We start from the raw sequence: 25,325 nt of genomic DNA on the forward strand, positions 1-25,325 counted from the left end.
AAGCGGCTGGAAAATCCCACAAAGGTACGAAATTCAGATTTAGTCGCATATTTGCATTATGAATACAGCGAAAATCCATCAACAGGAAGTCATATGCGCGCTTGCAACCCCATCTGGCGTGGGTGCTATTGCGATCATCCGGGTATCCGGACTCGGCGCTATTGCAATGGTTAATTCGGTCTTTGGAGGGAAAAATCTTGAAAACGCGGAAAGTCATACCGTTCATTTCGGGACGATACGGTCAGAGGAGGAAGTGATTGATGAGGTACTGGTCACGATTTTTAAAACACCAAAATCATTTACGAAAGAAGATTCGGTTGAAATTTCATGCCATGGCTCTGACTACATTATCCGCCAGATACTGAAACTGCTCATTACCAAGGGGGCGAGAATTGCCAAGCCCGGGGAGTTCACTCAGCGTGCTTTCCTGAACGGCCAGTTTGACCTGGTGCAAGCCGAAGCTGTCGCCGATCTGATCGCAGCAGATTCTCAGGCCAGCCATAAAACCGCATTGAATCAACTTCGGGGTGGATTTTCTAAAAAGCTGGCCTCACTTCGCAGCGAGCTGATTCATTTTGCTTCATTAATAGAGCTTGAACTGGATTTTGGCGAAGAAGATGTCGAGTTTGCGCAGCGCGAGGATCTGCGGCGTTTGATCAATGCCTTGCAAACTACGATTGCGCCGCTGATTGATTCCTTTGATTTCGGCAATGCAATTAAAGAAGGCGTACCGGTTGCCATCATCGGCTCGCCCAATGTAGGCAAGTCAACACTTTTGAATGCACTGCTCAACGAGGAAAAAGCGATTGTGACAAGCATTGCCGGCACGACAAGGGACGTGATCGAAGACACGATCGTGCTCGGCGGGCTTAAATTCAGATTTATAGATACGGCTGGAATCCGCCAAACGGTTGATCTGGTGGAGTCAATTGGGATACAGCGCTCCAAAGCGGCAATGGAAAAGGCTGATATCGTCATTTTCCTTTTTGACAGCCAGGAAACTTTAATGGAAAATAAACAGCTCGCCAGTGATTTACCGGCAGGGAAAGAGGTTTTGTTTGTTTTAAATAAAATTGACCTGCACTCAGATCTAAGCGAGAAGTTGGCCGTTGATCACCAGGAAGTCATTCAGATTTCGGCTCAAACCCAAAAAGGACTGGCAGGTCTGACTGATAGACTGGTGTCATTGGTGCACCGGCAAGCGGCAGGTGACACGGTAGTAACCAACCTGCGCCATTACGAGCACCTGCTCAAAACCAACGAAGCATTAGCCGACGTGCTCAACGGACTCAACACCGGGATTACAGGTGATTTTCTGGCGCAGGACATCAGACTGTCGCTACATCATCTGGGTGAGATTACGGGGACAATTGTGACGGATGATCTTTTGGATAATATTTTTAGTAAGTTTTGTATCGGGAAGTAAACACATAGAATACTACTAAGTATTAATATACAAATGCCTGAAAACTAGATATTTGATCTAAATTTTCAGACGTTTTATTTTGCTCTTTCCTGAATGATTTACTAATTTTTGTCCCTCATTTGTCCCTCAAGACCAGGCGGTTTTGACAGGTCGGAAAAATGGGAGAGATTACTTCTCTTATTTACGAATAATGAAGATAAGAGTCCCATAGGTTTATTTTTTATTTCTGGTGGAGATACCGAAAATCGTGTAGAGCGGGCAAAAATTCAGAAAGGACGTTACCAGCAATACGGCCCCGATCGCCATCAAAGCGATACCTGGCGTTCCAGATGTTATGCCTGTAAAGTATAATACCGCAGCCGAAAGGGCGAGTAGCACACGAATTATTTTATCGGCAGATCCCATGTTTGATTTCATATTATGACATTTAAATGATTAAAGATTATTTTGTCGGACAGGTAGGCACTCTGATTTATAACATAGTACTTGGGCAGACGTAATTGCTTATCTGAAAAAGGCCGGATTCTTTAATTGCTTTAAAGCCTCCCTGGACGTCAATCAGATTATCGTAACCACGGGCTTTGAGGATCGAATTAAAAATCATTGAACGGTACCCGCCCGCGCAGTAAACCAGATAGGTTTTGTCTTTACTGATTTCAGCCAGGTGGTCATTGAGGTAGTCCAATGGAATATTCTCCGATCCGATTACATGCTCAGAGAAATGCTCGCTGGCTCTTCTTACATCAAGCACGGTCAAGTCATGATTGCTTGTAAGTCGCCGTGCCATTTCGACCGCAGTAACGGATTCTATATGATCGATTTCTTTACCTGCTTTTTCCCACGCCTCGAAGCCGCTATTTAGATAGCCGATCGTATAATCATAACCGACACGGGCGAGCCTGGTTACCACTTCTTCTTCTCTGCCGTCATCAGCGATCACCAGTATTTGATGTTTGATGTCAGGGATCATCGCACCGACCCACGGCGCGAAACTTCCGTCAATGCCGATGTTGATCGAATTGGGGATGAAGCCTTGGGCGAAAACCTGGGCTTCACGTGTGTCAAGCAGGATGGCGCCTGTTTCAGTGGCCGCTGCTTCAAATGCATCAGGATCAAGAGCGGAATTTCCGCGCTGCATTACCGTATCAATGCTGTCGTATCCCTTGATGTTCATCATTACGTTTTCAGGAAAATAGGCTGGGGGCGGCATCAATCCATCGGTAACCTCTTTCACAAATTCCTCCTCGGTCATGTCTGCACGCAAAGCGTAGTTGAATAGCTTCTGATTACCTAGTGTGTCGCTCGTTTCTTTACTCATATTTTTACCACAAGCACTGCCTGAACCATGAGCAGGATACACGATGATATCGTCTGCCAGGGGCATGATCTTGGTTCTTAATGATGTAAATAAATGTCTGGCCAGTTTATCCTGCGTGAGATCAGCCACGACTTTTTGTGCCAGGTCAGGACGGCCAACATCTCCGATAAACAACGTATCGCCGGTGAAAATGGCGATGTCTTTGCCAGTTGCATCACTCAACAGAAAGCATGTACTTTCCATCGTATGGCCGGGCGTGTGCAATACTTTAATTGTCACATCTCCGAGTCGCAGTACTTCGCCGTCATTTGCCACATACGCTTTAAACCCTGGCTTGGCCGTTGGTCCAAACACGATCTGTGCCCCTGTTTTCTCAGCCAGGTCAATGTGGCCCGAGACAAAGTCGGCATGAAAGTGTGTTTCCAATACATATTTAATTTTCGCGCCGCTCTTCTCCGCACGCGTTATGTAGGGATCTACTTCTCGGAGCGGGTCTATCACGAGGGCCTCTCCATTGCTTTCAATATAGTAGGCACCTTGTGCAAGACACCCGGTATAAATTTGTTCAATTTTCATATGATTTTTATTTTGTTCTTGATGTGTACAAATTTCAGGAATCGAATCAGCGAAATCGGTGACATTTGTCACCCAACAATAAATCTTATGTCAAAAGGAAAGACTTTGCTCAAAGGGCCGAGAACAGCTCTTTGGTAATAATGAAAACGCCCATCGCAAGAACAAACCAACCAAAACCTTCTTTCAATTGATTGGATTTTATCCGTTTGCTGAGCCATGTGCCAAGCACAATCCCACTGATTGCCACCGTGGTCACTTTGGAAAGGAATAACCAGTCAATTGTAAAATGTCCAAGGTCTCCCAAAAAGCCGATCAGAGAGTTAAGTGCAATAATCAAAAGTGAAGTGCCGACAGCTTCGCGCATCGGCATATCCAGGAACAATACTAGCGTCGGGATCAACAGAAAGCCACCTCCTGCCCCCAAGAGGCCGGTAGTCAGACCAATTCCAATGCCGCTCAGCAGCAATCTGATGAGATTACCCTTCAAATTGCATGTAAGGCATCCCGGCTTTTTTGTTTTGTCCCTAATCATACCTACTGAAGCAGCCACCATCAGTATCGCAAAGACGATCATGGTAAGTAAAGGCTCGGTGATGGTAAAATTGCCTAAGTGAAAAAGGCTGTTTGGGATCAAGGGTATCAGCAATTTTCTTGTCAGGAACACGGTCGTGATTGAGGTTAGCCCAAAAAGCGTGGCTGTTTTAACGTTGACCAGACCCTTGCGGTAGTTTGTAAACGCGCCAACCAGGCTGGTCGACCCCACGATAAAAAGCGAATAGGATGTGGAAACCAATGGGCTGATCCCGAACAGATATACCAATACCGGGACTGTCAGAATGGAGCCACCACCACCGATCAGGCCGAGCGATATGCCAATGAAGATCGAAGCCAGGTAAGCAAGTGTTTCCATGTAAATGTGTTTTTTCGAGCACAAATTTGACAGACCGAATTTTGCTAGTCAGTGATAAATGTCACATTTAAGAAGATGATTTGATTCTATATTTGAGTCTAAAATGAGGTAATATGAATGAGGAAATAGGGAGTACCTGGATAAGGTTTTTCCAGCTTTTGAACCAGAATTAAAATCAAGGCTCGCACAGGAATCAACGCTGAAACTGATCCCGGCAGGGGAGGTGATCATGCGCACCGGGCAGTATTTTAAGTATACTTTATTGATTGCGAGGGGAAAAGTGAAGTTGTACCGGGAAGGCGACGATGGCGAGGAAGCTTACATTTATACCTTGCAAGCTGGGAATGCCTGTGCGTTTTCAATGATCTGCAACACCAGGCAGCAGACCAGCGAGATCACGGCCATTGCTCTGGAAGATACTACCGCCATCATGGTTCCTATCCAGCTCATGGATAATTTGATGCAGCAATACAAAAGCTGGTACTATTTTGTGATAGACAATTACCGGTCGAGATTTGAAGAGTTGCTGACGGTCTTGGACAGCGTAATTTTCAAAGGCATGGACCAGCGGCTTGAATTTTACCTGAAAAACCAGGTGAAAAGCCGCGGTACCGGAAAACTTGCCATGACCCATTCGGAGATAGCCAATGACCTGAATACATCCAGGGAGGTGGTTTCCAGGTTGCTGAAAAAAATGGAGCAGGATAAAAAGATACAGCTCTTTCGCAGCCACATTGCCTGGCTTTAAAAAGCATCGTAGTAGACATGTACAGATTGTACGGCCATTACTCACTGCAACATAATTTGGCACTCCCTAGTTTAAGGGAGTTAGGTTCGTCTATGATTAAGATCATATAGGGGATGCGCGCAAGTCATCATTAAAAGCTTGCATTGAAATTATTTTTGCGGCTTACCGATTTGAACTTAAACCTAGAAGGTAATGAAAGCTGAAAAACTCCAGAGAGTTGACGAGATCGTCACCGCACTTAACCGGAAATTGAAAATTGATGCAGAAACTCAGCAGACCAGAAAGCTGGAAAAGGAAATTAGAAAAATAGCCAAGAATCTGATAAACGACGTTAGCAAAGTCGAAGAAAACAAAATTAAAAAGGAGCTGAAGCTCTTAGATGAAGAATTGAAGCGGCAAAAACGGGAAATGAGGATCGCAGCTGCTACTAGAATATTAACTGGCAAAATGCCTCTACTCAGATGAGCCAGTGAAGTTAAGATCTGGAATGCTAAACGGACAAGATCACCCCTTCTTAATGTCTATGAAAAAAATCCTGGTTCTCACCGATCCTTCCAAAAACGCTCCTGATCTGACTCAGGCAGCGGCTAAACTTGCCATTGAGCTGCATTGTGACGTTCTTTTATTCTCTGTCTATCAGTCTTTACCAATCAACACCTTTTACGAGGCCAGCTCATGGATTAACGGCAATGACGCATCTTGGCAGCAGGAAAGCAAAGATAAGCTTAGTGTAATAGCATTTGAATTACGAGCATTCATTCTACTCTCTCTGCCTGGTGAGAGGTGGCGGCCAGAAGTCACGTTTCACTGCGAAGCGGGTGATTTGTCAGATAACCTAAAAAATGTCCTCGAAAGTGAGGATATCGAAATGATCATGATGGGCACCAGTAAACAGAGCGGTTTCAAGCACTTTTTATTTGGAAAGAATACCAATTTAGTGATCTCAAATGCAAAAAGGCCAGTGCTCATACTTCCTGGTAAGTTTGAATTTAAAGACGTTCAGAAAGTGTTGTTCGCAACTGATTTCAACCTTTCCGATCTGAGGGCAGTAAATCTTCTTGCTAAATATGCAGAAGCACTCCATTTTGACCTTGAACTCGTCCATGTTAATGATATCGAAGACAAGGAAAGTGAAGAGAATGTATCCAAACAGGTTTTTTTTAATATGCTTGAAGATATTAACCATCCAAATTTGACCCATTTAGAAATTCATGGAAAGAATGTGGGTCAAAGTTTGAAGCGGTTATGTTCCAGGCAAGGCATCGGCATGCTTGCTTTGTTACACCATCAAGATGCGTTATTAATAAGAATGCTTAAATCAAGCACAACAAAGAACATTCTTGAACAGATAAACCTGCCCGTTATTGTGTTCCCTTCTAAGATGAAATAGTGAAACCATATCTGCCAATTCAGTCTTTTATTGGCTTCACAATGAACCTTTAATTGATTAACAGAACGGCCGCACCTGTAATAGACCCTTCGCGAAGAGCGTTTAATACAGTATTTGCCTCATTCAATGGGAAAAACGTTGCCTGAGTTGTTACAGGCACCTGACCGAGCATTCCTATAAATTCCTTCGCATCATCTCTGGTCAGATTGGCTACGGACAATATCCTTCTTTCCTCCCATAGAATTTGATAGGGAAAGGATGGAATATCGCTCATATGGATTCCGCCACAAACAACAGTACCTCCTTTATCAACAGCTTGCAATGCAATGGGCACGAGCTCACCGACGGGTGCAAAGACGAGTGCCGCGTCTAACTTTTCGGGCGGTAGCTGGCCTGAATGACCTGACCAAACAGCCCCTAGGCTGCTGGCAAAATGCTGACTTTCCAGATCTCCTTCGCGGGTAAATGCATAGATCTTTTTACCCTGGCTGATGGCAATTTGAGTGATGATATGAGCTGCCGCGCCGAATCCGTAGATCCCAATATTGTTGACATTCGAACCGGCAAGCTTTAAAGACCTGTAGCCGATCAGGCCGGCACAGAGCAAAGGCGCGCAGGCAGGATTGTTGAAGATTTCGGGAAGCTGGATACAGAATGCGCTATCTGCGACAGTATATTGCGCATAACCTCCATCGATGGTATAGCCGGTAAACAGTGGAGCATCACACAAGTTCTCCCGGCCAGTTCTACAATACACGCACTGGCCACAGGTGTACCCAAGCCAGGGAACACCCACAAGCATGCCAGGTTGAAGAACATTGGTTTTTACGCCAACCATTACGACGGTTCCGACGATTTCATGGCCAGGTATCAAAGGCAGCTTGGCATTTTTCAGCTCTCCATCGACAATATGTAAATCAGTCCGGCAAACGCCACATGCATGGACCTTGATCAGTACCTGGTTTTCGCCTGGCTGTGGAACAGGAACAGTTTTATACAAAAGGGGCTCTCCCGCCTTTTCGAGCACCATTGCGTGCATTGTATCCGGTAGATCCATGTCCTAAGCCAGGTTAATACTGTTCGTATTCGTAGTAGAGTGTTTCGTGCAATACTTCGGGGCGGTCGAGCATGGCTTTTACCCAAGTCATCCGGCTCTCTGGCATGCCGCTGACATGGTAGGTATAGGTGTAATTGGTTTGTGAAAGCCCCTTGATATTGGAAGAAGTGGGATTGTTTTTACTTAGATGAAGCAGGTTGTCGATCCCGCCAGCGTAAGTGTAATGCTGAAAATTGCCTGTAGATGGAGATGCAATTTTTACCGGGGCCGGGATGATATGAGTGCCATAAAACGGGTTTTTATGATCGTCATAGATGAATTCAGTATTGGTAATACTAGTTCCCGGAACTGCCCGCACCACTGTGGCCTCTGCGTGGATTGAGCTCAAATTGTCATGGATGAATGAATAACTGATCAGCTGTTCATAGGAAATGGCATGGAAATAATCGAAGTATCGTCTGCTGTTCTGAAGTTTTCCGGTGCCATCATACTTAAAAGTCAAATCATAGTAATCATTTGGCGTGCCGGTATAGTGGATTGCTGACAGTTGCCCTGCTTGGTTATAAGTGTAAACATATCGCTCGGAAGCTAATGAGCTCAGGGCCCGTTCCATTTGAGATAACCTTCCAGATTGGTCGTATTGATACACACTCTTCTCTGTGGGTAAGCCAGCGCTATCCGGGGCTTGATAAGTAAATATGTAAGTAATTCTTCCATCAGGATTGTATGAAAATTCACTTACAAATTTGCTTTCTGTATTTTCGGGCAGTACCCTTGTCAAAGCTTTTAGCCGCCATTGCGTTTCCTCAGGAATTGGATGATCCGTGCAGGAGACAATGGAAAACATTGCCAAAATCACACTTAGTGCGAGAACGTTGGGAATTTGTGTTTTCATCACGGTCCTGGTTTGTAACACCGAATAGTTATTCAGTAAATGTTGGATTAATCACGATATGTGCCTCTGACGCATCAATTCCCAGTGAATAATTGTGTGGGGCGGCAATTAGTATTTTTGTTGTTTCAATGTTGTGGAAGGCGTAGAGCACATTACCGGTGAAATTTGTGTACACCGGCGTGTTAAGCGGCGGCAAATACTCGACTGAGATATGGTAAGCAGCATCCGAAATAACAACTGCAGTCTGGCCCAAAGGCAGCAATTGAAGCTCTACGGGCACCTGCGGATGAAGTGGGGGAAAGATGAGGGTTGAATAAAGTGAAGCAATGGTAGCAGGCCTGCCGGTCGGCTTATCTAGAATGTAGCCCGAGCTGGCTTGGACGGAGGCATTTGCAATGCGTTTTACGTGCAATTTGATTTTGAAAGTGAGTCTATCGTATTGGGGTTCTGGCTGAAACGGTACCAGGCAAATTGCATAGGCAGTACCACGTCCGTATTTTGCGCGGTGATAGTTGCAAAAATGTCATTGATCGTTAATCCTTTGGCGAACTCTGCTTTGACGATTTCAAACTCGCATGGATAGAAGCGTGGCGTCCCATCCAATCGTTCGCACTGATTATCCGGATTTGGAATATCGTGGTCCGTACATGAAATGGCCACAGCAATCGCCAGAATTGATGTGAACGGGAGAAGTTTAAGTACTTGTTTGATCTTCATCAGCATGAATTGGTTAGACTTGTGTGGAACTGAAAATGGAGATACTAGTGTGTAGCGCGGGCAAATGCCCTCACTGAAATATCGAGGTCTATGAGGTTTTCTTTTGAAAGCGCATCGACCCCATCGGTCATTACTTTTTTTCTTTCCGGGTCTTTTTCAAAAAAGGCAGCTATCCGTAGCAAGGTGCGATCCAATAGAGTGAGTGCTTTTAGGTCGAGTTTCCCAGGAAGAAAGAAGATGTTTTCTCCCTTTTGAAGCGGTTTAGGGATATTCACCTTTGAAATTCTCTTTTGTTCCCTTTGGTCGGAATCCGGAGTTGCACAAGAAATAAAAACGAAGACTTTCTTGTGTTTTAGTACTTCCAGATGTTTGACAAGAAATGGGCGCAATAACAGCTTACCATAGTAGACCGAACTTCCCAGAATGATATAATCAAAATTATTTAGGGTTTGACCAGCTACCAGGTCCGCCTCTAAGCAGGGCAGTTCTAAATCGCCGCTAAGCCACTGCGCATACTGCTTTGTTGCACCATACTTGCCTTTGTATACCACCGCTCCACTTTTCATGATTGTTCTTTTATTGAAAATAATTGGATATCCTTTAAATACCGGAAGGCGCACCAGTCTACAATATTGGCAAACCGGTACGCCTTCTGGCACCTCTTTAAACGATCCTTAGCTAGGCGATGGCAATTTCCTTTTTCGGCGCAGGCAAAGTGATCTCTTTTTTTGGCAGTGTCAGCTTTAGAATGCCGTCCTGATATTGGGCTTCTATTTTATCGGCTTGCGAATTTTGGGGAAGCTGGAACGATCTCGAAAAGCTTTGATAAGAAAACTCTCTTCTTCTGTAATTGTCTTTTTCTTCGTCGCTCTGCTGTTCTTTTTGAGAACTGATAGTCAGCATATCATTTTCTACTTCAATCTTAAAATCCTTTTTCTCCAACCCTGGGGCCGCCAGCTGAATAGAGTAATTCTCGTTATTTTCGGTGATGTTAACCGAGGGGATGTTTGCTGAGAGTCCAAACCTGGAAAAGTTACCGTCGAAATCAAACATAGCCGGGATGTCCAGCGTGTTGTTATCGAAAAAATCATTTAAAAGCAGTTTAGGGAACAGGGTCCCATTTCTTTTTACGAGTGACATAATTTTTGTTATTTAGGTTGAACAATAATTTATCAACGACATAAAAATAGAGTAGGGAGAGATTCTTGTGAATGATCATTTGCAGCACTGAAAATGATCATGATCAGGTTTCAAATTAAGCAGTTAGCCGAATCGAGTAATTACTTTGTCCTTGATAATCTGACCATCCTCGATTTCGATATTCCTGCTGGTTTTCCTTGCAAAACTAGTGTCATGGGTAACAATAAGCATCGTCTGGTTATACTCTTCGGCAAGGCGTTTAAAGATCTCTAATACCAGTTCGCTGTTTTTTTTATCAAGATTACCGGTAGGTTCGTCTCCCATGATGATCATCGGATCGTTGATGAGCGCTCTGGCAATAGCTATCCGCTGCTTTTCACCTCCCGATACATGGTTGGCATTTTTGAGCGCCAGATCGCCGATGCCCAGCATTGTCAGTTTCTCCATTGCGCGGTGCTCCACTTCTGGTTTAGAATATTTATTGAGCTTTAATCCGGGAAGCATTACATTTTGTAGAACTGTAAACTCTTTTAACAGATAATGAAACTGGAAGACAAAGCCGATTTTCTCATTTCGGACCTGGGCTAGCTGTTCTTCTTTTCTGTTTTTCATCAACTGGCCGTCAATCCAAAGCTCGCCTTCATAGGCAGTATCCATGGTCGACAGGATATAAAGCAAAGTTGACTTTCCGCATCCGGATTTGCCGGTCACAGACACAAACTCTCCCGCCTTGATCTCAAAGCAGACATCTGAAAGCACTTTGACCCGGAGAGGATCTGTGAACTCCTTATTGATATGGCGGGCTGCAAGCACAATGTTTTCCATCATTTTCCTCTTATAATAACAACCGGGTCGATTTTACTTGCCTTACGGGATGGGAACCACCCGGCAAGCAGCGTGGTAGTCAGTGAAAAGACAATCCCGATGCCGTAAAACCAGGGGTTATAATTTACAGGGTAAGTCGTAATGGTTGGCAATGAAGGTGTCACGAAGGGAATTTGATCAACCATGACCGAGATACCAAAACCAGCAAGCAATCCGAGTACCCCCCAAATAGCCCGATGACGAGTGCAATGAGCAGAAACACAGTTTTCACATCTTTGCCCGAAAAGCCCGTCGCCTTCAATATGGCAATCGTATCCATTTTCTCGTAAATCATCATGTTGAGAATATTATAAATACCAAAACCCGCTACAATCAGAACGGTAATGCCAACTGCATAAGAAATAAGGGTCCTGATAAAGCTGCCGGTTTCAAATTGAGCATTAGCTGTCTGAATATCTTCGGCATCCGTTTCGAAAATCTGGGCAAATTTTTTCGCTACGGCCGGGGCTTGGGTTATATCTGTCAATCTGATTTGAATGTCCGTCACATAACGAGCCGTTTTTCCCAGTAGCTTTTGCACCACATTCACAGAAGCGTAGCTTTGTGTCTTATCATACTCCTGGATACCGGATTGAAAAAGGCCAACAACCTTGAGTTGAAAAACTTGTCCCTGGGAGGTTGTTAACTGGATCACTTCTCCTACATCTGCTAATAAAAGGTCGGCTAAGGTCTTTCCGAGAATGATGCTGTTCGGGATTTTGGACAGATCAGCTGCCGAGCCCGAGATCATGTATTCATCAAAGTTAAATAATTTGTTTTCCAGTGCTGGATCAATGCCCTGTACTATTCCGGTGAGATCGATATTGCCGTCATTGAAAAATACCTGTGTTGTGATCCTGGGTGCGGCACCGAAAACTAGATGATCATTTCTGAGATAGGTCAGGATTGCCTGACTATTGCGGATCTGCTGACTTGCATTTACTGCCTTCACAGAGCTGATAAAATGATAGTGTTTTCTAAATCCTGGGACCTGCATGATGGGTTGCTTCTGGCTGGGACGAATGGACTTGTATAAACGCACATGCGGTACCCTGTTAAGGATCAGCCCGTCGAGTAAAACATTTAGCCCTGTCATAAAGCCTAACAACGAGATAAACATGGCAATGCTGAATGTTACACCTGCGGCTGCAACCAAAGTTTGTTTCCATCTGGCAAGCAGTAATGCCCAGGAAATGTCCATGATCAGTTTCAATTTCATGGATCTGGTTTAAAAATGTGCTCATTCTGCTGTAATCCGGCCACAATCTCGACCCGTTTATAGTCCATTAGCCCAATTCTTACCTTTCGTTTTTTATTATTCTCAACAAGCACGTACCCGCCATCGATCAAATAATCTCTTGGGATAGTAAGGGTTTTAGGCTTCTGGCTAATAATAACGTTTGCCTCGCATGTCAGGTTAGCATAAAGCGTCTCCGGCTTTTTCAAAAAATGTCCTTCCACGGTAAATGATTTTGAACCCTCATTCATATACGGCACAATTTTGCCTACTTCCCCCTCAAAGACCTGGCCTCTGTAACTATCCATCGCGATGGCTATCCTCTGGCCGGTTTTGACCTTGATGATGTCATATTCATCGATCTGCATCTCGATCAAAAAATCGTCACCTGCGCCGATGATTGCGACAGCGCTTTGAGGTGTGACCATTTCGCCTGGTTCTTTAAGAATACTATAAACCTGGCCATCCTGCTGGCTTGTTACTATGTACTCTTTTGCTGTTGTTTTGGCGATCTGCAAGTTTTTCCGGGATTGCTGCTCCTGAAAGCTGAGTTGCTTTAATGTCTCCGTATACCGGAGTTTAGCCGTCTCGTAAGCGTTAAGTGCGTTGTTGTAATTGAGTTCACGTTGCTCAAACTCGTTGCGCGTACCGATTTTTTGCGCCCAAAGGTTTTTTGCCTGGACCAAAGAGACTGCTCATTTCCCAACTTAAGTTTGGCCAGCGAAAGTGCGTTCTTTAACTCATCCAGACGCTCGGTATTTGCAGTGATAGAGGCGTAGGCGACTGTTAATTCAGCATTTTCTGCATTAAGCCGGGCCACATTACCAACCAGGCTCATGACCGGCGTGCCTTTCCGGATCAGCTCGCCTTCCGAGACAAGCACCTTATCGATCAGGCCGTTTACAGTTGAATAAACCCGGTACTGATTCGCCCCTTTTATAATGCCCGAAGCGTAAACAGACTCCATGATATTTTCCATAGCGGGCTGAGTCGTTTCAGGCTTTCTGTGACAGCAGATCATCAATGCAACAATGGCGCTGAAAAGGGCCAGCTTTATAACCGGTATAGACCAATTTAAGTACATTAGAAAATTTCAGTTTTATTGAATTCAATACTTGTGATTTTGAGTTTGAGATCGGAGAAGTACCCATCGGTCAGCTGCCATCCCGCTTCCAACTCATTTGGTATTAGCATTCCGTTCCTGGATTGATAATTACTAAATCTAACTACCCACTTTTCTTTTTTGCCTTTCCATGGCCGGTAGGTTTCCATTCTGGAAATTTCCTGCTTACTGTTAAAGAAAGCCCTGCAAGTGATCAGTGCACCTTTATCACTGAAAGTCACCAAGGCCGATGCGGGATCAATGGGTAACCATTGAATGTTGTCACTGGGCAGCAAGGTGGTTGGATGGAACGTACTTTCTGCTATCCAGCGCAAAAGCTCTCCTTCATCGCTTCGATATTTACGCGCTGGAAAGAAACCAAACCGATATACAACAGAGTTTCCGCTGCCTGCCAAATACGAATCCCTGGAAGATAGCATGTAACCTTTGCCATGCCACACAAAGCCGGGTTGCCAACCAGGGATATATTGCTGGGCATTGACCTCGATCCAATCTTTTTTGATATCAGTCCTAAACTGCCCGTTCATAAGCATCCGGACTGATCTCACAGGCATTTGGCCTTCCTTCAAAACATGTTTAAGGTAGCCCTGAACAGGAGAGGGTAGCCCGCTGAGTTGATGGTATGAAAATGGCTTTGGATGCTGTATCGCAGGGTTTTTATAAAGCTGCTTTACAGCATTTTCAAACTGTACGGATCCATAGAACTTACCGGCTGCGGGGACGATCACCGCGATGATAAAAATTAACAATAAAGCGGTCATTGTTGCCGATGAAGGCTGCTTAGGTTTTAAAGGCGTAGCTTTTCTGGCGTTTGAAAATTCGCTAATCGTTCTCATGGTATTCAGAGTTTAAGACCTAAACCTTGAACCTGCTGCTGATTTGGTTTCATTATGCAGATGTAAAATTTATTTCTTTAAAACTATATTAATCCCTTCGACGCGCTACAGTCTATTGATCACCTCTAAAAATGAGATATGTCATGAGAAGCGACCGGGAGCGGGCAGGACTTTTTTGCTGCCCTAAATAGAATCAGGAAAATGTATGGGGGGCATTTCTTTCGGCGCTGGCGGCTGTACTGGAAAACTTTCGGGATCGATCTCGGGGAACCCTGGGTTAACTGGTTCTGCAGGTATAGGGATGAACTCGGATACCTTGGCGGGCACTGGTATTTCTGGAAGATTCAATTTTTTGTTCATGAGTAGATGATGGTTAAGTATTAGGTTAATTAGGCGCACGACAAAAGTCACATACAATATTGAGGCAGGTCATTCTTAATGAGCCGCCGTTCTGCTCTATTTGTGATTCCATAGTAAACAGGTTCATCAATTTTTCACCGGGAAGCCATGATCAGGTATTTGTTTGTTTTTGTAATGTTAATCCACGGTTTGATACATTTGGCAGGATTTGCAGCAGCATTCGGTTTTAGTAGGATTGACCCTATTTCTAGTGAGATAACTCGCCCTGTCGGCGCCTTGTCGTTAATTGCTACTATATCATTAACCCTGACTACAGTTTTCTTTTTACTAAGAAATGAAAATTGGCTTTGGGCGGCAATTCTCTCCATATTGGTCTCTCAGACAGTAATATTAATGGCTTGGCAGGACGCAAGATTTGGAACAATTTTGAATATCATTATTGTCCTTGGCTTGTTAACAGATATTCTCACCAAAGAGATAAACGTCATTTTTCGAGACTAAAATATTAATTGATCCACAGCAACTTATAGTCACGAAGTCCGATACGCGCTTACTATTTAGCAATGCCCGAGCCGCCCTATAATATAATAGCGTTTTGGATATACCTGCCGTTTCTGACCACTTTCAAGAGCAGCCGCTGGCCTGGGTAGGAGCAGGCAATTACCTCGCTGAGCTCGGCCAACGATTCCACTGTTACCCCGGAAATACTGGTGATAATATCACCGCGGGCCAAACCAGCCTCGTCAGCTGCGCCTCCGTTTTCGATGCTGCCTATTAAAATACCTGCGACCACACTGGTTTTCAACTCAGCTGCCGTTTCCGCATCCATTTCAACCGCTGTCATGCCGAAACTGCCGCGTCGCACCTGGCCATAGTTGCGTAAATCAGCAGCGGTTTTTTTGACTACTTTAACCGGAATAGCAAATGAATAACCTGCGTATACGCCGTTAGGTGAGGCGATCGCTGTTACAATCCCGAGAAGTTTTCCGGATATATCCAGTAACGCACCCCCGCTATTGCCAATATTGACGACGCCATCAGTTTGAAGATAGGATTGCAGCGTCCATTGCTTTGAGCTATGCGCTATGTCGCGCGCTTTGTAGCTGATAATGCCCTGAGTTACAGTAGATGTAAAGTTTAGCGGATTGCCCACGATTAAAACAATGTCCCCCACAGCGGCGGAATCTGAATTGCCAAATTCGATGAAGGGAAGGTTTTTTGCCTCGATTTTAAGTAATGCCAGATCGGTTGCTTTGTCGGTGCCGACTACCGTCGCCGGATAACTGCGCCTGTCTGCAAGGATAACTTCAATACTTTTCGCAGTGTTGATGACATGATAATTAGTAACTATATATCCGTCCTCACTGATCAGCACACCCGATGCGCTGCCGGTATTGTCTTGACGGCCGTCACCAGAAGGCATCCTATAAGGACCGACATAGTCTTTATTGAAAAATTCATAGTAGAAATCGGGTACGGGCAGGGGTGCTACTTCTGGGAAGATAGACTTTACTTTTACGGTCGCCAATGTAGACATGCGCGCTGCGTGCCGGAAACTCAGGACGTTAGAAGAGCTCACCCCCGCGACAGTTTTTCGATGCCCGGATTTTTGTTGTGAAGCGAAAGGATCGCTTCTATTTTGGGCAATTTCCTGAGCGTTTCTTTGACACCCAGCCAGGATCATATAAAGTATTAATACAATTCCCAATCGACTGTATTCTAACCTGGGAAAGAGAAAATTCACCATCATAATTGTACACTTAAAATAGAGCGAAGGCTTTTTGAACATCTAGCGCGTTACCGAGTCTTTCCGGTAAGAACAGTATGGCTTGGCGACTTTTGTAGATAATAAAGTGCAAGGGCAGCGAATGCTGGCGCTGGAAAAGCAGCCCTCAATCCTAGTGGAAATAGCGCTATTAACAGCATCATTCCGCACCAGCAACCCAGAACGAAAATCAAGCCTTTGCGTGTCAATGCAATTGAGGCTAATCCCTGGCAACCAGCAATTATCCAGAGTATAGGTTTACCCAGATCTCCCAAGGCTTTGCCGAGAAAGAAGTGATAGGGCAGGGTGATGATTTCTGCTTCTTTGGCATAGAGCCAGGACATTTCCATAGCCTTTGATATATTGATCAGGCAACAAGCCGCAAAGAAAATTGAAAGCATTGCCCGACCAGCGCCAGGATGTTTTATTGTTGCCCAAAGCAAGATAAGGGCGGTAAGGTTGCTGCCAGTATAAATGGCCCAGAAAATAAGTGGTGCCAGTAGTGTGTCTTCCATGACTTTTGTAGTAGAAGTGTTTGTACTGATTTTAGCGGTTTGTGAAAATCGATTTCGAAAATGGCTTATTGGTCTGGTTTCAAATGATAGACCAGCAATGGCAAGTGCGTATCCAATACCAATTTTTTAGTTAGACTTGGATTGATCAAATGCTCTTCAAGAAATCCTCTTTCTCTTGAGGACACAATAATCAAATCCGCTTGCACCTGATCGCAGTACGCCTCGATTCCGTGTATTACCCTCTGGTTTTTCGTAACAACGATATCGTTATCGGCCAGGTTAAATTGTGCTTTGATCTCATCTATAAATTGACCATCAGGTTGAATATCTGGCTGTGTCCAGGCATCCACTTTTAAGAACGTCAACGTAGCGCCAAGCTGCTTTACCAAATCCGTTACCTGCGCAATAATCTCGTTCTCTTCGTATTCAAGTTGGGTGGCATAAATGATTTTCTCAAATGAAAACTTACTTGTTTGAGCAGGCACAATCAATACCGGGCAGGAGGCGTGCTTGGCTATGGAAGTGGTAGAACTTCCAACTAGTTTATCCATGAAACTTCCCTTTCCAGTCCTACCCATCACGATCAGGTCTGCTTGTGATTCTTTAGATTGACGTATGATCGCATCATGGATACCTTCGGCGCGCCAGATCGCCTCTGCAGTTAGTCCCTCTTTTTTGGCCTGCTCGCTGTGATCGTTTAACTGTTTTCTATACTGTTCTTCTAGCTGCTGGTAGATAGGCAAGGCATAAATCGTTTCTGGAATCGCGATGTCAGAAATGTAAGGTTGATACACATACATCAACAGGAGCTTTGCACCTGTTTTTGCTGCAATACCTTTTGCAACGGAAAGGGCCTTTTCTGAGGGACCCGAGAAATCAATGGGAACAAGGATCGTTTTCATAGCTGATTGATAAAATTCGTGACAGGATTTTTTTGCGATGTATTAAAAGTAGATGTTAGCGCTGGGTAGGATTATGACTTCGGTCACAAGTCAAAATGATAATACTCTGATAAGAAGTTTGATAAGATCTTTTCATCACACATATATCACATCCTTAAATGATCTGACTCATAGCCCTGTGTTTGCAGAAATAGTTGTTTTGTATTAAAAACCGAAAATAAAATGGAACTACAACTAAAAACACAGACGCTTCTTTCTCTCTGGAAGGAAGCAAGGACACGTTTCTCCACTCAATTAATAAGCCTTCAATCCCAGGACCTGATTCGAAAATTGCCCCTCACACAGAATACTGTGGGATTCCTGATCAGGCATATTGGAGATGTGGAATTGTTATTTGCCAAAAACGTTTTTGGAAGTAAGCTCTCAGTGAGCGCAAAAACATTGATCGCTCAGCATGATACAGGGGAATGGACGGATCTGGCCAGCCTGCTTGAATATGTGTCTCATTCAGCCGAAGCGTTGGAAATCGCTATTGGACTGCAAAGTGATCAGGATTGGGATACTGAGATTGTAACCAAAGAGTTTGGGGTGAAAACGAAAGCGGAATCGCTTGGAAGGATCATATCTCATACTGCACACCATGGCGGGCAACTGGCCATTATCCTCAAATATGCAGACGGCGCGAAATAGCCGGGTTCAGAATTTCAATTGATGTCAATTACCTGCTCACTACAAAATTGCGATTTACCTTGCGACCAGATCAATTGTGCCAGCCATTGGCCTTTTTCTAAAATCTCAGTAGAAATGGCGTGAATCGGTTTACTGGTCGGGGCGATCTTGAAAGAGAAGTTCTCAAGACTTTTAGAAGATTTTGAAAATACGATTTCAGCTTTTGTAAAGTACATCGGTAAAACGAATGTTACTTGTTGGGAATTGGGTTGGTAAGTCATATCGTGGGAGTGTGGAAATATTAAATAGAAATTGAGTTAAGCCTTGCTATCAATAGGACAATATTATCGCTGCTGCCAATCATATGTAATGATCCTGGTAGCAGCCAAATATGATATTTCTCATGAGGACCGGTTTGCATCGAAGTTTTATACATTGATTATCAAAGCATGATTGTGATCAGCCGAAAGGCAATCTAATATCATTACGTAGTAGCTGTTCAGATGGTAATTTGGTAGATCATTTATCTGATCCCGATAACTCATGAAACGACTGGTATATCTTCTGGCAATCTTTGCGATGGCATGCAGCCCGGAAATCCGGATCTACTCTGATTATGACAAAGAATTTGATGTGGCGCAGTTTCGTACCTATCACTGGTCGAAACCTTTGGCCGACCAGGAGTGGTACCCTTTATACTATAATGAAATGACTGACAAAAGGATCAGATCAGCGGTAAATGACCTGTTAGCAGTACGGGGTTACGTGCTGACCGATAGCAGCGCTGAGCTTACACTGGATTACACGATCACTGTTGAAGAACGATCGGTATTCTTGCCGGACCCTTATGGGTACATGTATTGGGATTATTATATGCGGTCAAGACCCGATGTTTTTAACTATCGGGAAGCCACTTTGGCACTGGAAGTATCAAATGCATCGGACGGGCACCTCCTATGGCGTGGGTGGGCAGTAGGAGTCCTGGAAGTTGTAGTTTATGAAAGCGGCGATGTGGAGGTAGCGATCCGGTCTGCCTTAGCTAAGATTCTCAAGGACTTTCCAGACTCAGTAAAAAGACAAAGTGTAGATATGCCGATCAAAATACACTAATAGAAATTAACGGAATGGTGTAAGTTCTTTTTGTCGAGGTTGAACAGGTCTTGCAGGGCCTGGACTAATATTTCTGGCTCACCTTGTTTGCACGCCTGTTTAAGTTGAAGAACGGGTTGTTTGATGATCTTCTGAATGATACTGCTGGTGATTCGTTCCACGTTTTCAAGCTCTTGTGGCGACAAGCCCTTTGTAGCTCGGGCAATTTCCTGGCTCCGGATCTGCTCGAGGGCCTGCTTTAATTGTTGAACCACCGGTTGCATGACCATCTGCTTTGACCAGTCATCAAAATCGGAAATGGCCTCTGAGATAATCTGATTTACCATTGGGATCGCCTGCATTCTTTGTGCCAGGCTTTCGTCAGTCCTGGCGCGTATCCCATCAATGTTATAAATTAAAACGCCGGGGATATCCTCTACATCCGGGCTTACACTGATTGGTACCGACAGGTCGATCAGGTATTTGAAAGTGTAGCTGCCAGACCGGCCCAACATATCTTTTGTGAAAAATGGTTTATCCATGACAATGGAGGAAATGATCACATCGGCGGCAGCAATCTCGCCTTCCATCTCATCAAAATCCGCAGTCCTGTGGCCATATTTTGAGCCGAGCTCTTCGGCCTTGCTTTTTGTCCGGTTGACTAATGTTACCTGGGTGCCTGGTGGAAGGTTCTTGACCACATCGGTACCAATTTCTCCCAAGCCCACAACCAGGATTTTTGGATTCTGCACCAGACTTTTTAGAAGTTCTACGGTTGCGTAGGACGCAGAGCAGGCTCCGTCCCGGAATGCTGTCTGTTGGACCACTCTCTTATTGGCGAAAAATATCGTGTGTAGAAGCCGGTGAAGGAAAGGGCCAGCCAGATCAAGGTCGATACTGCATTGGTATGCCTGCTTGACCTGGTTTATAATCTGCATATCACCAATCACCTGGGAGTGTAAGCCCAAAGAAACTTCAAACAAGTGCTGAACTGTATCTTCTTCGCAGACAAGCTGTTTAAAATAGCTCAAATACTTCTCAGTGTGATTTATCTGTTTTTCAATTAACAAGAGCTTGATGATGCCCTCGTTAAGATCTTTGGATGATGAATAATAGATCTCTGTCCTGTTGCAGGTCGAAAGCACCAGCAATTCGCTGACCAGAAAATACTCCTTTATCCGCAGCATGAGCTGTTTGGCTTCGGTGTCATTGAGCGTGAACAGCCCCCTGACATGCAAGGGCGCATTGCGATAGGAGAGGCTAACTGCCTTAAATAAATTAGGCATCGGCAATTTTCATCACAACGCGTCCCTGAATTTCACCTGCCTTCATATCAGTAAAAACGTCATTAATGTCCTCCAAACGGGCCGTAGACACGGTGGCTTTCACTTTCCCATCCAGGGCAAATTCTATTGCCTCGTGCATATCTTTTCTGGTGCCTACAATGGAGCCACGAATAGTAAAGCGGTTGAGTACTGTTTCGAAAATAGGCAGATCAAATCCGCCAGGGGGCAAACCATTCAATGCAAGGGTTCCTTTTCTTCTCATCACCGAAATGCCTTGTTTGAACGCGGTCGGCGATACTGCGGTAACCAATACGCCATGCATTCCACCAGTTTCTTTTTTCAAATACTCGCCTGGGTCGTCTTCCAATGCATTAACGGTCAAATCTGCTCCCAGACTTTTTGCAAGCTCTAATTTATCGTCTGCAATATCAATGGCTGCTACGTGCATGCCCATTGCTTTCGCATATTGTATGGCAAGGTGCCCAAGGCCACCTACACCTGAGATCGCAATCCATTCTCCCGCTTTGGTTTCTGTTTCCTTAATCCCTTTGTAAACGGTCACACCTGCGCAGAGAATTGGCGCCATCTCGATCATATCCGTTCCGGCTGGTAAATGCGCAACATACCGGGCATCGGCCACAACGTATTCGGCATAGCCGCCGTCGACACTGTATCCGCCGTTTTGCTGGGTTTCGCATAACGTTTCCCAGCCTGTCGTGCAGTAATCGCAGCGTCCACATGCGCTGTATAACCAGGGCACGCCTACGATATCACCTTCTTTTACATTGGTAACTTCCGGGCCAACTGCTGCAACATAACCGATGCCTTCATGGCCAGGGATCAGGGGGAGCTTGGGTTTGACAGGCCAATCACCATCGGCAGCATGCAGGTCCGTATGACAAACGCCACTGGCAACAAGTTTAACCAGGATTTGGTGATTTCCTGGTCTTTTAACTAGCATTTCTTCGATTTGAAGGGGTTTTCCGAACTGCCGAACAACCGCGGCTTTCATTGTTTTTGGGAGCATCACAACAAAGTTTAGAATCTGATTTACTTTGAGATGGTAAATTTCAGTTCTTAATAGTTTTGTTGTCAGGAGTGTGGTCAGAAGAAAGACTGACTTTTGTCAGTTTTCTGATAGGCGAGGTCAATTTCGAATACGGACCAACTTATCATATTCCAGAACGGTAATGAGACTGCCTTTCATGTCGATAAGGTGTTCTTCTTTAAAATCTGATAATGTGCGTATCACAGTTTCCGTCGCCGTGCCGACTATTGAGGCGATGTCTTCACGGGCGATAGCCATTGAAAAAGGTTTGGTATGATCATCTTGGTAGCGCTGCGCGAGCATCACCAAGGCTTGGGCTACCCTCTTACGCACGGAGTTATACGCAAGGTTCAGCAACCGCTGTTCCCTTTCTTTAATTTCATTAGACAGCATCTTGATGAATTTTGAAGATACCTCCCGGTTGCCTTGTAACAGATTGAAAAAGTCATCTTTTGGAATGATTGACACTTCAACATCTTCCAGGGCAATGGCAGTTTCTTGATAGGGTTCACCCTGCAACAAGTCGAGATATCCAAAAAAATCGCCTATTTTATATAGCTCGGTGATGTATTCTTTACCTGTATCACTGGACTTGTATGCTTTCACTTTCCCTTTTAGAAGAAAGAAGATATGGGACGGAAAGCTGCCCTCTGTATAAATAGTGTCTTTTTTGCGAAAGGCTTTTACCTTCCTGTCCTGTCCAAGTTTGGATAGCAAATCATAAGATCTAGCCTCTTGAATGAACTGATCAAATCCAGCCGATGAGCGTTCGAATCTCTTACGTAAATTTTGATTTTTCTTTAAACGCACTTCAACAATATGAAGAAGCTCGAGGTCATCGTAAGGTTTGGTAAGATAGTCATCTGCTCCCATGGTCATGCCTTTGCGATAATCTTCTTTTTCCGCTTTTGCAGTCAAGAAAAGAAATGGAACATGGGCTGTATTCTCGTCCTTACTCAGAAGGTGCAGCACTCCATAGCCATCAAGCTCAGGCATCATAATATCGCATATAATGATATCGGGCTTGAATTGCGTGGCAAGCCGGACGCCCTCTTTCCCGTTTTGAGCAGTTTGGACCTTATAGTTAGCTAATTCCAAAATTTCGGCCGTATTCTCGCGCATTTCTGGATTGTCCTCAATGAGCAAAATCTTCTTTTGTTCCAAATTATTCTTTATTTTAGGTTCAACTCTCAAGCAAAAGTCGAAGTTGAAAACATTTACTCTGGATTTTGGGTTTCCAGGATCATATTAGGAAGATTTACATAGAATTTCGTTCCTTTTTCTACTTCACTTGACAGTGAAATGGATCCTCCCATCAGCTCGACATAGCTGCTTACGATATTGAGACCCAAACCTGTGCCCTGGACCGTTCCTGCATTAGTTGCCCTATAAAAGCGGTCAAAAACATGCACCTGGTCTGCAATCGGGATGCCAATGCCCTGATCGCAAATCTCTATACTGATCATTTCTTCCTGGGCAAGTACATTAAGAAAGATAGGTTTGCTGTTTTCAGAATACTTGATCGCATTGGAAAGCAGGTTGAATAAAATGTTCCTAAGCAGCTGTTTGTCTAGCCAAACCTGGGAGGTCCCTGAATAACTGAAGTGAATTTTTTGGCCTTCTTTACATAAACCCTGTGCTTGTTCAATAAGATTTGTACAAAAGTAAGGCAGTTCGACAAGGACCGGGACACACTGGATACGGCCTTCTTCCAGTTTTCCAATGGAGAGAAAATCATTGAGGATTTCAGTAAGGTTGGTGACCGCTGATTTAATCCTGTCGACGTGTTTTTGTCTTTTTTCCTGTTCCTCAGTAGTTGCGTAGCGCCCAATCAGAGAAGCCGATGAGAGAATGGTTGCCAAAGGGGTGCGGAATTCATGAGAGGCAATATTGACGAACTGGCTCTTCATCGTATTAAGCTCTTTTTCCTTTTTCAACGCGCGTATAACTTCTTCCTGAGATTCTTCTATTTTTTTAACAGCTTGTGCTAATTCTCTGGTTCGCTGCTCGACGCGAGCTTCCAATTCGGCGTTTAGGTTTTGTATTTCCAGATTGGCCTCCTTGATCTTGTTTTCTTGGTTTTTTCGCTCAGTAATGTCAATAATAAAGCTGACCACAAATTCACCGTCACTGGTAGTAAATGGACTCAGGCTTACTTCTACGGGAAATTCGCTTCCATCTGATCTTTTAGCAAAAAGATCGAGTGAATGGCCCATACCCCTTGCTTTAGGAGCTTGAAGGTACTCGTCTCGGTAATGTACATGGTTTTTTGCAAAACGCTGAGGTACGAGTGTTTCGATTTGCTTTCCAATCAGACCCTGGTCAGTGTAACCAAAAAGCTCCTTTGCTTTTGGATTAATCATGACAATTTCACCTGATTTTTTAACCACCACAATGCCCTCCGTAGCATGTTTGAATAGAGCGTCCAGCATCTCAATATGTCGTGAAATTGCCTTGGTTTGTATCAAAATGTCACTAAACATGGACAATTTACGTTAAGGTGGTGAATTAGGCGAGCGATAAACAAAAGCATGATAAAGCTATCGAGGGTGCAGCCAAACATTTTTATCTTTTGATGCGGCGCTCGTAAAGGGCTATCCATTCTAGTACGGAAGTTTTTGACATCAAGTCAGATATCAGCTCATAAGGTATCAGATCAGGCTTCTTAAAACGTGTACAGCCCTTACCCATGTCCAGTTCCTTTGGAACTTGTTTAACATATTGCGAAGTAAACCAGCTGTGCAGATCAGGATCGGCGTAAAGACCCATGTGATGTAAAGTGATCACGTTTTTTTGCGAGGTGATGCTGACAAATGGCAAGGGAAGTGCGGAATTGCAGTGGTAGCCACTCGGATATAAGCTGTGAGGAACCATATAATTCAGACTGTTCTCGCTAAATGATTCCAGAAAACCTTCCGGTACGCTATTTACTGCACAGTCACGAAGCCTGGCAAATGCCAATTGCCTGTCGGCAGGAAGCGCATCAATAAATTGTTTTAGGGGAATAGTCATTTTAAGCAATAGCTGGTTTTATCTAAAAATAAATCAATAGCAGACTATTTTCAAGAGCTAGATTACCCGGCATAGATTCATGACATTCAAATACTTGTAACCAGCTATGCTCATAGCGTTCTTATCTCATGATACCGGTTGCTTGCTTTGTATGGGTTGATCTTTTGACTCCCCATGGTTAAAGTGCTGCTGCGGATTACACATCAGCTTATTTCTTACTTCGGCGCACTTCTTTTGCGTCTGACGTTTTAATTCGTCAAATGAATCTTCAATTGTTTGCACAAGTTCTTCCAAGGCGTCGTCGCCTAAATACTGAATCTTCCTTCGGGTTCTCGCCCCGCTGTTGGGAGCTATTAATATACCAACAATGATCCCTGCTCCTGCGGCAACTAAAACACTTAAGAACACACTGCTCTTTTTCATAATATCATTATTTAATTTA

General features: G+C 44.3%; 30 protein-coding genes and 1 pseudogene. 7 read left to right on the forward strand and 24 right to left on the reverse strand.

Annotated features, from left to right (window positions below):
• Window positions 1-58: 58 nt before the first annotated feature.
• Window positions 59-1,426: a tRNA uridine-5-carboxymethylaminomethyl(34) synthesis GTPase MnmE gene (mnmE, locus tag ON006_RS04930; RefSeq protein WP_244819583.1), complete on the forward strand. Its 1,368-nt coding sequence runs from the start codon at window positions 59-61 to the stop codon at window positions 1,424-1,426.
• A gap of 213 nt (window positions 1,427-1,639) precedes the next feature.
• Here the strand turns inward: mnmE and ON006_RS04935 are convergent, their stop codons facing one another.
• The 3 genes from ON006_RS04935 to ON006_RS04945 all read right to left on the reverse strand — a co-directional run bounded on the left by ON006_RS04935 (window position 1,640) and on the right by ON006_RS04945 (window position 4,230).
• Window positions 1,640-1,843, reverse strand: a complete 204-nt coding sequence (locus ON006_RS04935) for a YgaP family membrane protein (protein ID WP_244819582.1) — start codon at window positions 1,841-1,843, stop codon at window positions 1,640-1,642.
• Between the two features lie 55 nt (window positions 1,844-1,898).
• Complete coding sequence (locus ON006_RS04940) at window positions 1,899-3,320, reverse strand: MBL fold metallo-hydrolase (RefSeq protein WP_244819581.1); 1,422 nt, start codon at window positions 3,318-3,320, stop codon at window positions 1,899-1,901.
• A gap of 109 nt (window positions 3,321-3,429) precedes the next feature.
• Window positions 3,430-4,230 (reverse strand): sulfite exporter TauE/SafE family protein, encoded by an 801-nt coding sequence (locus tag ON006_RS04945; RefSeq protein ID WP_244819580.1) that lies wholly within the window; start codon window positions 4,228-4,230, stop codon window positions 3,430-3,432.
• A 136-nt stretch (window positions 4,231-4,366) separates the two neighbouring features.
• On the opposite strand from ON006_RS04945, the gene ON006_RS04950 reads away from it, so the two are divergent.
• The 3 genes from ON006_RS04950 (at window position 4,367) to ON006_RS04960 (ending at window position 6,368) form a co-directional block, all read left to right on the forward strand.
• Window positions 4,367-4,978: a Crp/Fnr family transcriptional regulator gene (locus ON006_RS04950; protein ID WP_255772855.1), complete on the forward strand. Its 612-nt coding sequence runs from the start codon at window positions 4,367-4,369 to the stop codon at window positions 4,976-4,978.
• Between the two features lie 192 nt (window positions 4,979-5,170).
• Window positions 5,171-5,443: a hypothetical protein gene (locus ON006_RS04955; protein ID WP_244819578.1), complete on the forward strand. Its 273-nt coding sequence runs from the start codon at window positions 5,171-5,173 to the stop codon at window positions 5,441-5,443.
• Window positions 5,444-5,501: 58 nt separating this feature from the next.
• On the forward strand, window positions 5,502-6,368 hold the full coding sequence (locus tag ON006_RS04960; RefSeq protein WP_244819577.1) for a universal stress protein: 867 nt from the start codon (window positions 5,502-5,504) through the stop codon (window positions 6,366-6,368).
• 49 nt (window positions 6,369-6,417) lie between these two features.
• On the opposite strand, the gene ON006_RS04965 is transcribed toward ON006_RS04960, so the two are convergent.
• The 11 genes and pseudogenes from ON006_RS04965 to ON006_RS05015 all read right to left on the reverse strand — a co-directional run bounded on the left by ON006_RS04965 (window position 6,418) and on the right by ON006_RS05015 (window position 14,237).
• On the reverse strand, window positions 6,418-7,425 hold the full coding sequence (locus ON006_RS04965; protein ID WP_244819576.1) for a zinc-dependent alcohol dehydrogenase family protein: 1,008 nt from the start codon (window positions 7,423-7,425) through the stop codon (window positions 6,418-6,420).
• 13 nt (window positions 7,426-7,438) lie between these two features.
• Window positions 7,439-8,320 (reverse strand): hypothetical protein, encoded by an 882-nt coding sequence (locus ON006_RS04970; RefSeq protein ID WP_244819575.1) that lies wholly within the window; start codon window positions 8,318-8,320, stop codon window positions 7,439-7,441.
• A gap of 28 nt (window positions 8,321-8,348) precedes the next feature.
• Complete coding sequence (locus tag ON006_RS04975) at window positions 8,349-8,732, reverse strand: hypothetical protein (protein WP_244819574.1); 384 nt, start codon at window positions 8,730-8,732, stop codon at window positions 8,349-8,351.
• Window positions 8,723-9,037, reverse strand: a complete 315-nt coding sequence (locus ON006_RS04980) for a hypothetical protein (RefSeq protein ID WP_244819573.1) — start codon at window positions 9,035-9,037, stop codon at window positions 8,723-8,725. Before ON006_RS04980 ends, ON006_RS04975 begins: the two co-directional genes overlap by 10 nt.
• A gap of 44 nt (window positions 9,038-9,081) precedes the next feature.
• Window positions 9,082-9,603, reverse strand: a complete 522-nt coding sequence (locus tag ON006_RS04985; protein WP_244819572.1) for a flavodoxin domain-containing protein — start codon at window positions 9,601-9,603, stop codon at window positions 9,082-9,084.
• A gap of 112 nt (window positions 9,604-9,715) precedes the next feature.
• Window positions 9,716-10,177, reverse strand: a complete 462-nt coding sequence (locus ON006_RS04990; protein ID WP_244819571.1) for an Hsp20/alpha crystallin family protein — start codon at window positions 10,175-10,177, stop codon at window positions 9,716-9,718.
• 123 nt (window positions 10,178-10,300) lie between these two features.
• On the reverse strand, window positions 10,301-11,005 hold the full coding sequence (locus tag ON006_RS04995; RefSeq protein WP_244819570.1) for an ABC transporter ATP-binding protein: 705 nt from the start codon (window positions 11,003-11,005) through the stop codon (window positions 10,301-10,303).
• A pseudogene (locus tag ON006_RS05000) lies at window positions 11,002-12,260 on the reverse strand (ABC transporter permease). Before ON006_RS05000 ends, ON006_RS04995 begins: the two are co-directional and overlap by 4 nt.
• Window positions 12,257-12,796 carry an efflux RND transporter periplasmic adaptor subunit gene (locus ON006_RS05005; RefSeq protein WP_510185785.1) on the reverse strand — a complete coding sequence of 180 codons (540 nt, stop codon included), beginning with the start codon at window positions 12,794-12,796 and terminating at the stop codon, window positions 12,257-12,259. The pseudogene ON006_RS05000 and the gene ON006_RS05005 overlap by 4 nt, the downstream one beginning before the upstream one ends.
• A 38-nt stretch (window positions 12,797-12,834) precedes the next feature.
• Window positions 12,835-13,362, reverse strand: a complete 528-nt coding sequence (locus ON006_RS05010) for an efflux RND transporter periplasmic adaptor subunit (protein ID WP_244819569.1) — start codon at window positions 13,360-13,362, stop codon at window positions 12,835-12,837.
• Entirely contained in the window at window positions 13,362-14,237 is an 876-nt protein-coding gene (locus tag ON006_RS05015; RefSeq protein ID WP_244819568.1) for a DUF6544 family protein, read from the reverse strand. Before ON006_RS05015 ends, ON006_RS05010 begins: the two co-directional genes overlap by 1 nt.
• A 507-nt stretch (window positions 14,238-14,744) precedes the next feature.
• On the opposite strand from ON006_RS05015, the gene ON006_RS05020 reads away from it, so the two are divergent.
• Entirely contained in the window at window positions 14,745-15,098 is a 354-nt protein-coding gene (locus ON006_RS05020) for a hypothetical protein (RefSeq protein WP_244819567.1), read from the forward strand.
• A 76-nt stretch (window positions 15,099-15,174) separates the two neighbouring features.
• On the opposite strand, the gene ON006_RS05025 is transcribed toward ON006_RS05020, so the two are convergent.
• The 3 genes from ON006_RS05025 to ON006_RS05035 form a co-directional block, all read right to left on the reverse strand.
• Window positions 15,175-16,305 carry a S1C family serine protease gene (locus tag ON006_RS05025; RefSeq protein WP_244819566.1) on the reverse strand — a complete coding sequence of 377 codons (1,131 nt, stop codon included), beginning with the start codon at window positions 16,303-16,305 and terminating at the stop codon, window positions 15,175-15,177.
• A gap of 89 nt (window positions 16,306-16,394) precedes the next feature.
• On the reverse strand, window positions 16,395-16,877 hold the full coding sequence (locus ON006_RS05030; RefSeq protein ID WP_244819565.1) for a hypothetical protein: 483 nt from the start codon (window positions 16,875-16,877) through the stop codon (window positions 16,395-16,397).
• 65 nt (window positions 16,878-16,942) lie between these two features.
• Window positions 16,943-17,779, reverse strand: a complete 837-nt coding sequence (locus tag ON006_RS05035; protein WP_244819564.1) for a universal stress protein — start codon at window positions 17,777-17,779, stop codon at window positions 16,943-16,945.
• Window positions 17,780-18,001: 222 nt separating this feature from the next.
• Here ON006_RS05035 and ON006_RS05040 point away from each other — a divergent pair, with 222 nt between their 5' ends.
• Window positions 18,002-18,469, forward strand: a complete 468-nt coding sequence (locus ON006_RS05040; RefSeq protein WP_244819563.1) for a DinB family protein — start codon at window positions 18,002-18,004, stop codon at window positions 18,467-18,469.
• A gap of 14 nt (window positions 18,470-18,483) precedes the next feature.
• Here the strand turns inward: ON006_RS05040 and ON006_RS05045 are convergent, their stop codons facing one another.
• Complete coding sequence (locus ON006_RS05045; protein ID WP_244819562.1) at window positions 18,484-18,729, reverse strand: hypothetical protein; 246 nt, start codon at window positions 18,727-18,729, stop codon at window positions 18,484-18,486.
• Between the two features lie 262 nt (window positions 18,730-18,991).
• Here ON006_RS05045 and ON006_RS05050 point away from each other — a divergent pair, with 262 nt between their 5' ends.
• Window positions 18,992-19,558: a DUF4136 domain-containing protein gene (locus ON006_RS05050; RefSeq protein WP_244819561.1), complete on the forward strand. Its 567-nt coding sequence runs from the start codon at window positions 18,992-18,994 to the stop codon at window positions 19,556-19,558.
• Here ON006_RS05050 and hemA read toward each other — a convergent pair.
• From hemA to ON006_RS05080, 6 genes are all read right to left on the reverse strand, one after another.
• On the reverse strand, window positions 19,555-20,823 hold the full coding sequence (gene hemA / locus ON006_RS05055) for a glutamyl-tRNA reductase (protein ID WP_244819560.1): 1,269 nt from the start codon (window positions 20,821-20,823) through the stop codon (window positions 19,555-19,557). The genes ON006_RS05050 and hemA overlap by 4 nt on opposite strands.
• Entirely contained in the window at window positions 20,816-21,850 is a 1,035-nt protein-coding gene (gene adhP, locus ON006_RS05060; RefSeq protein ID WP_244819559.1) for an alcohol dehydrogenase AdhP, read from the reverse strand. Before adhP ends, hemA begins: the two co-directional genes overlap by 8 nt.
• 120 nt (window positions 21,851-21,970) lie before the next feature.
• Complete coding sequence (locus tag ON006_RS05065; protein ID WP_255772825.1) at window positions 21,971-23,035, reverse strand: response regulator; 1,065 nt, start codon at window positions 23,033-23,035, stop codon at window positions 21,971-21,973.
• A gap of 53 nt (window positions 23,036-23,088) precedes the next feature.
• Complete coding sequence (locus tag ON006_RS05070; protein WP_244819558.1) at window positions 23,089-24,354, reverse strand: sensor histidine kinase; 1,266 nt, start codon at window positions 24,352-24,354, stop codon at window positions 23,089-23,091.
• A gap of 82 nt (window positions 24,355-24,436) precedes the next feature.
• A complete protein-coding gene (locus ON006_RS05075) occupies window positions 24,437-24,883 on the reverse strand; it encodes a DUF1801 domain-containing protein (protein WP_244819557.1) in 447 nt (148 codons plus the stop codon).
• 126 nt (window positions 24,884-25,009) lie between these two features.
• A complete protein-coding gene (locus ON006_RS05080) occupies window positions 25,010-25,306 on the reverse strand; it encodes a YtxH domain-containing protein (protein WP_244819556.1) in 297 nt (98 codons plus the stop codon).
• Window positions 25,307-25,325: the final 19 nt, after the last annotated feature.

The sequence above is a fragment of the Dyadobacter pollutisoli genome (genome assembly GCF_026625565.1).
GTDB classification, from domain to species: Bacteria; Bacteroidota; Bacteroidia; order Cytophagales; family Spirosomataceae; genus Dyadobacter; species Dyadobacter pollutisoli.

Bases quoted from the DNA above. Each gene is read 5' to 3' on its own strand.
- ON006_RS05075 (WP_244819557.1), bottom strand. From the start codon at position 24,883: ATGACTATTCCCCTAAAACAATTTATTGATGCGCTTCCTGCCGACAGG.
- ON006_RS04945 (WP_244819580.1), bottom strand. From the start codon at position 4,230: ATGGAAACACTTGCTTACCTGGCTTCGATCTTCATTGGCATATCGCTC.
- ON006_RS04965 (WP_244819576.1), bottom strand. From the start codon at position 7,425: ATGGATCTACCGGATACAATGCACGCAATGGTGCTCGAAAAGGCGGGA.
- ON006_RS05050 (WP_244819561.1), top strand. From the start codon at position 18,992: ATGAAACGACTGGTATATCTTCTGGCAATCTTTGCGATGGCATGCAGC.
- ON006_RS04960 (WP_244819577.1), top strand. From the start codon at position 5,502: ATGAAAAAAATCCTGGTTCTCACCGATCCTTCCAAAAACGCTCCTGAT.
- ON006_RS04995 (WP_244819570.1), bottom strand. From the start codon at position 11,005: ATGATGGAAAACATTGTGCTTGCAGCCCGCCATATCAATAAGGAGTTC.
- ON006_RS04940 (WP_244819581.1), bottom strand. From the start codon at position 3,320: ATGAAAATTGAACAAATTTATACCGGGTGTCTTGCACAAGGTGCCTAC.
- ON006_RS05080 (WP_244819556.1), bottom strand. From the start codon at position 25,306: ATGAAAAAGAGCAGTGTGTTCTTAAGTGTTTTAGTTGCCGCAGGAGCA.
- ON006_RS04980 (WP_244819573.1), bottom strand. From the start codon at position 9,037: ATGAAGATCAAACAAGTACTTAAACTTCTCCCGTTCACATCAATTCTG.
- ON006_RS05020 (WP_244819567.1), top strand. From the start codon at position 14,745: ATGATCAGGTATTTGTTTGTTTTTGTAATGTTAATCCACGGTTTGATA.
- hemA (WP_244819560.1), bottom strand. From the start codon at position 20,823: ATGCCTAATTTATTTAAGGCAGTTAGCCTCTCCTATCGCAATGCGCCC.
- ON006_RS05015 (WP_244819568.1), bottom strand. From the start codon at position 14,237: ATGAGAACGATTAGCGAATTTTCAAACGCCAGAAAAGCTACGCCTTTA.
- mnmE (WP_244819583.1), top strand. From the start codon at position 59: ATGAATACAGCGAAAATCCATCAACAGGAAGTCATATGCGCGCTTGCA.
- ON006_RS05035 (WP_244819564.1), bottom strand. From the start codon at position 17,779: ATGAAAACGATCCTTGTTCCCATTGATTTCTCGGGTCCCTCAGAAAAG.
- ON006_RS04955 (WP_244819578.1), top strand. From the start codon at position 5,171: ATGAAAGCTGAAAAACTCCAGAGAGTTGACGAGATCGTCACCGCACTT.
- ON006_RS04990 (WP_244819571.1), bottom strand. From the start codon at position 10,177: ATGTCACTCGTAAAAAGAAATGGGACCCTGTTCCCTAAACTGCTTTTA.
- ON006_RS05040 (WP_244819563.1), top strand. From the start codon at position 18,002: ATGGAACTACAACTAAAAACACAGACGCTTCTTTCTCTCTGGAAGGAA.
- ON006_RS04985 (WP_244819572.1), bottom strand. From the start codon at position 9,603: ATGAAAAGTGGAGCGGTGGTATACAAAGGCAAGTATGGTGCAACAAAG.
- ON006_RS04935 (WP_244819582.1), bottom strand. From the start codon at position 1,843: ATGAAATCAAACATGGGATCTGCCGATAAAATAATTCGTGTGCTACTC.
- ON006_RS04970 (WP_244819575.1), bottom strand. From the start codon at position 8,320: ATGAAAACACAAATTCCCAACGTTCTCGCACTAAGTGTGATTTTGGCA.
- ON006_RS05010 (WP_244819569.1), bottom strand. From the start codon at position 13,362: ATGTACTTAAATTGGTCTATACCGGTTATAAAGCTGGCCCTTTTCAGC.
- adhP (WP_244819559.1), bottom strand. From the start codon at position 21,850: ATGCTCCCAAAAACAATGAAAGCCGCGGTTGTTCGGCAGTTCGGAAAA.
- ON006_RS05070 (WP_244819558.1), bottom strand. From the start codon at position 24,354: ATGTTTAGTGACATTTTGATACAAACCAAGGCAATTTCACGACATATT.
- ON006_RS05030 (WP_244819565.1), bottom strand. From the start codon at position 16,877: ATGGAAGACACACTACTGGCACCACTTATTTTCTGGGCCATTTATACT.
- ON006_RS05045 (WP_244819562.1), bottom strand. From the start codon at position 18,729: ATGACTTACCAACCCAATTCCCAACAAGTAACATTCGTTTTACCGATG.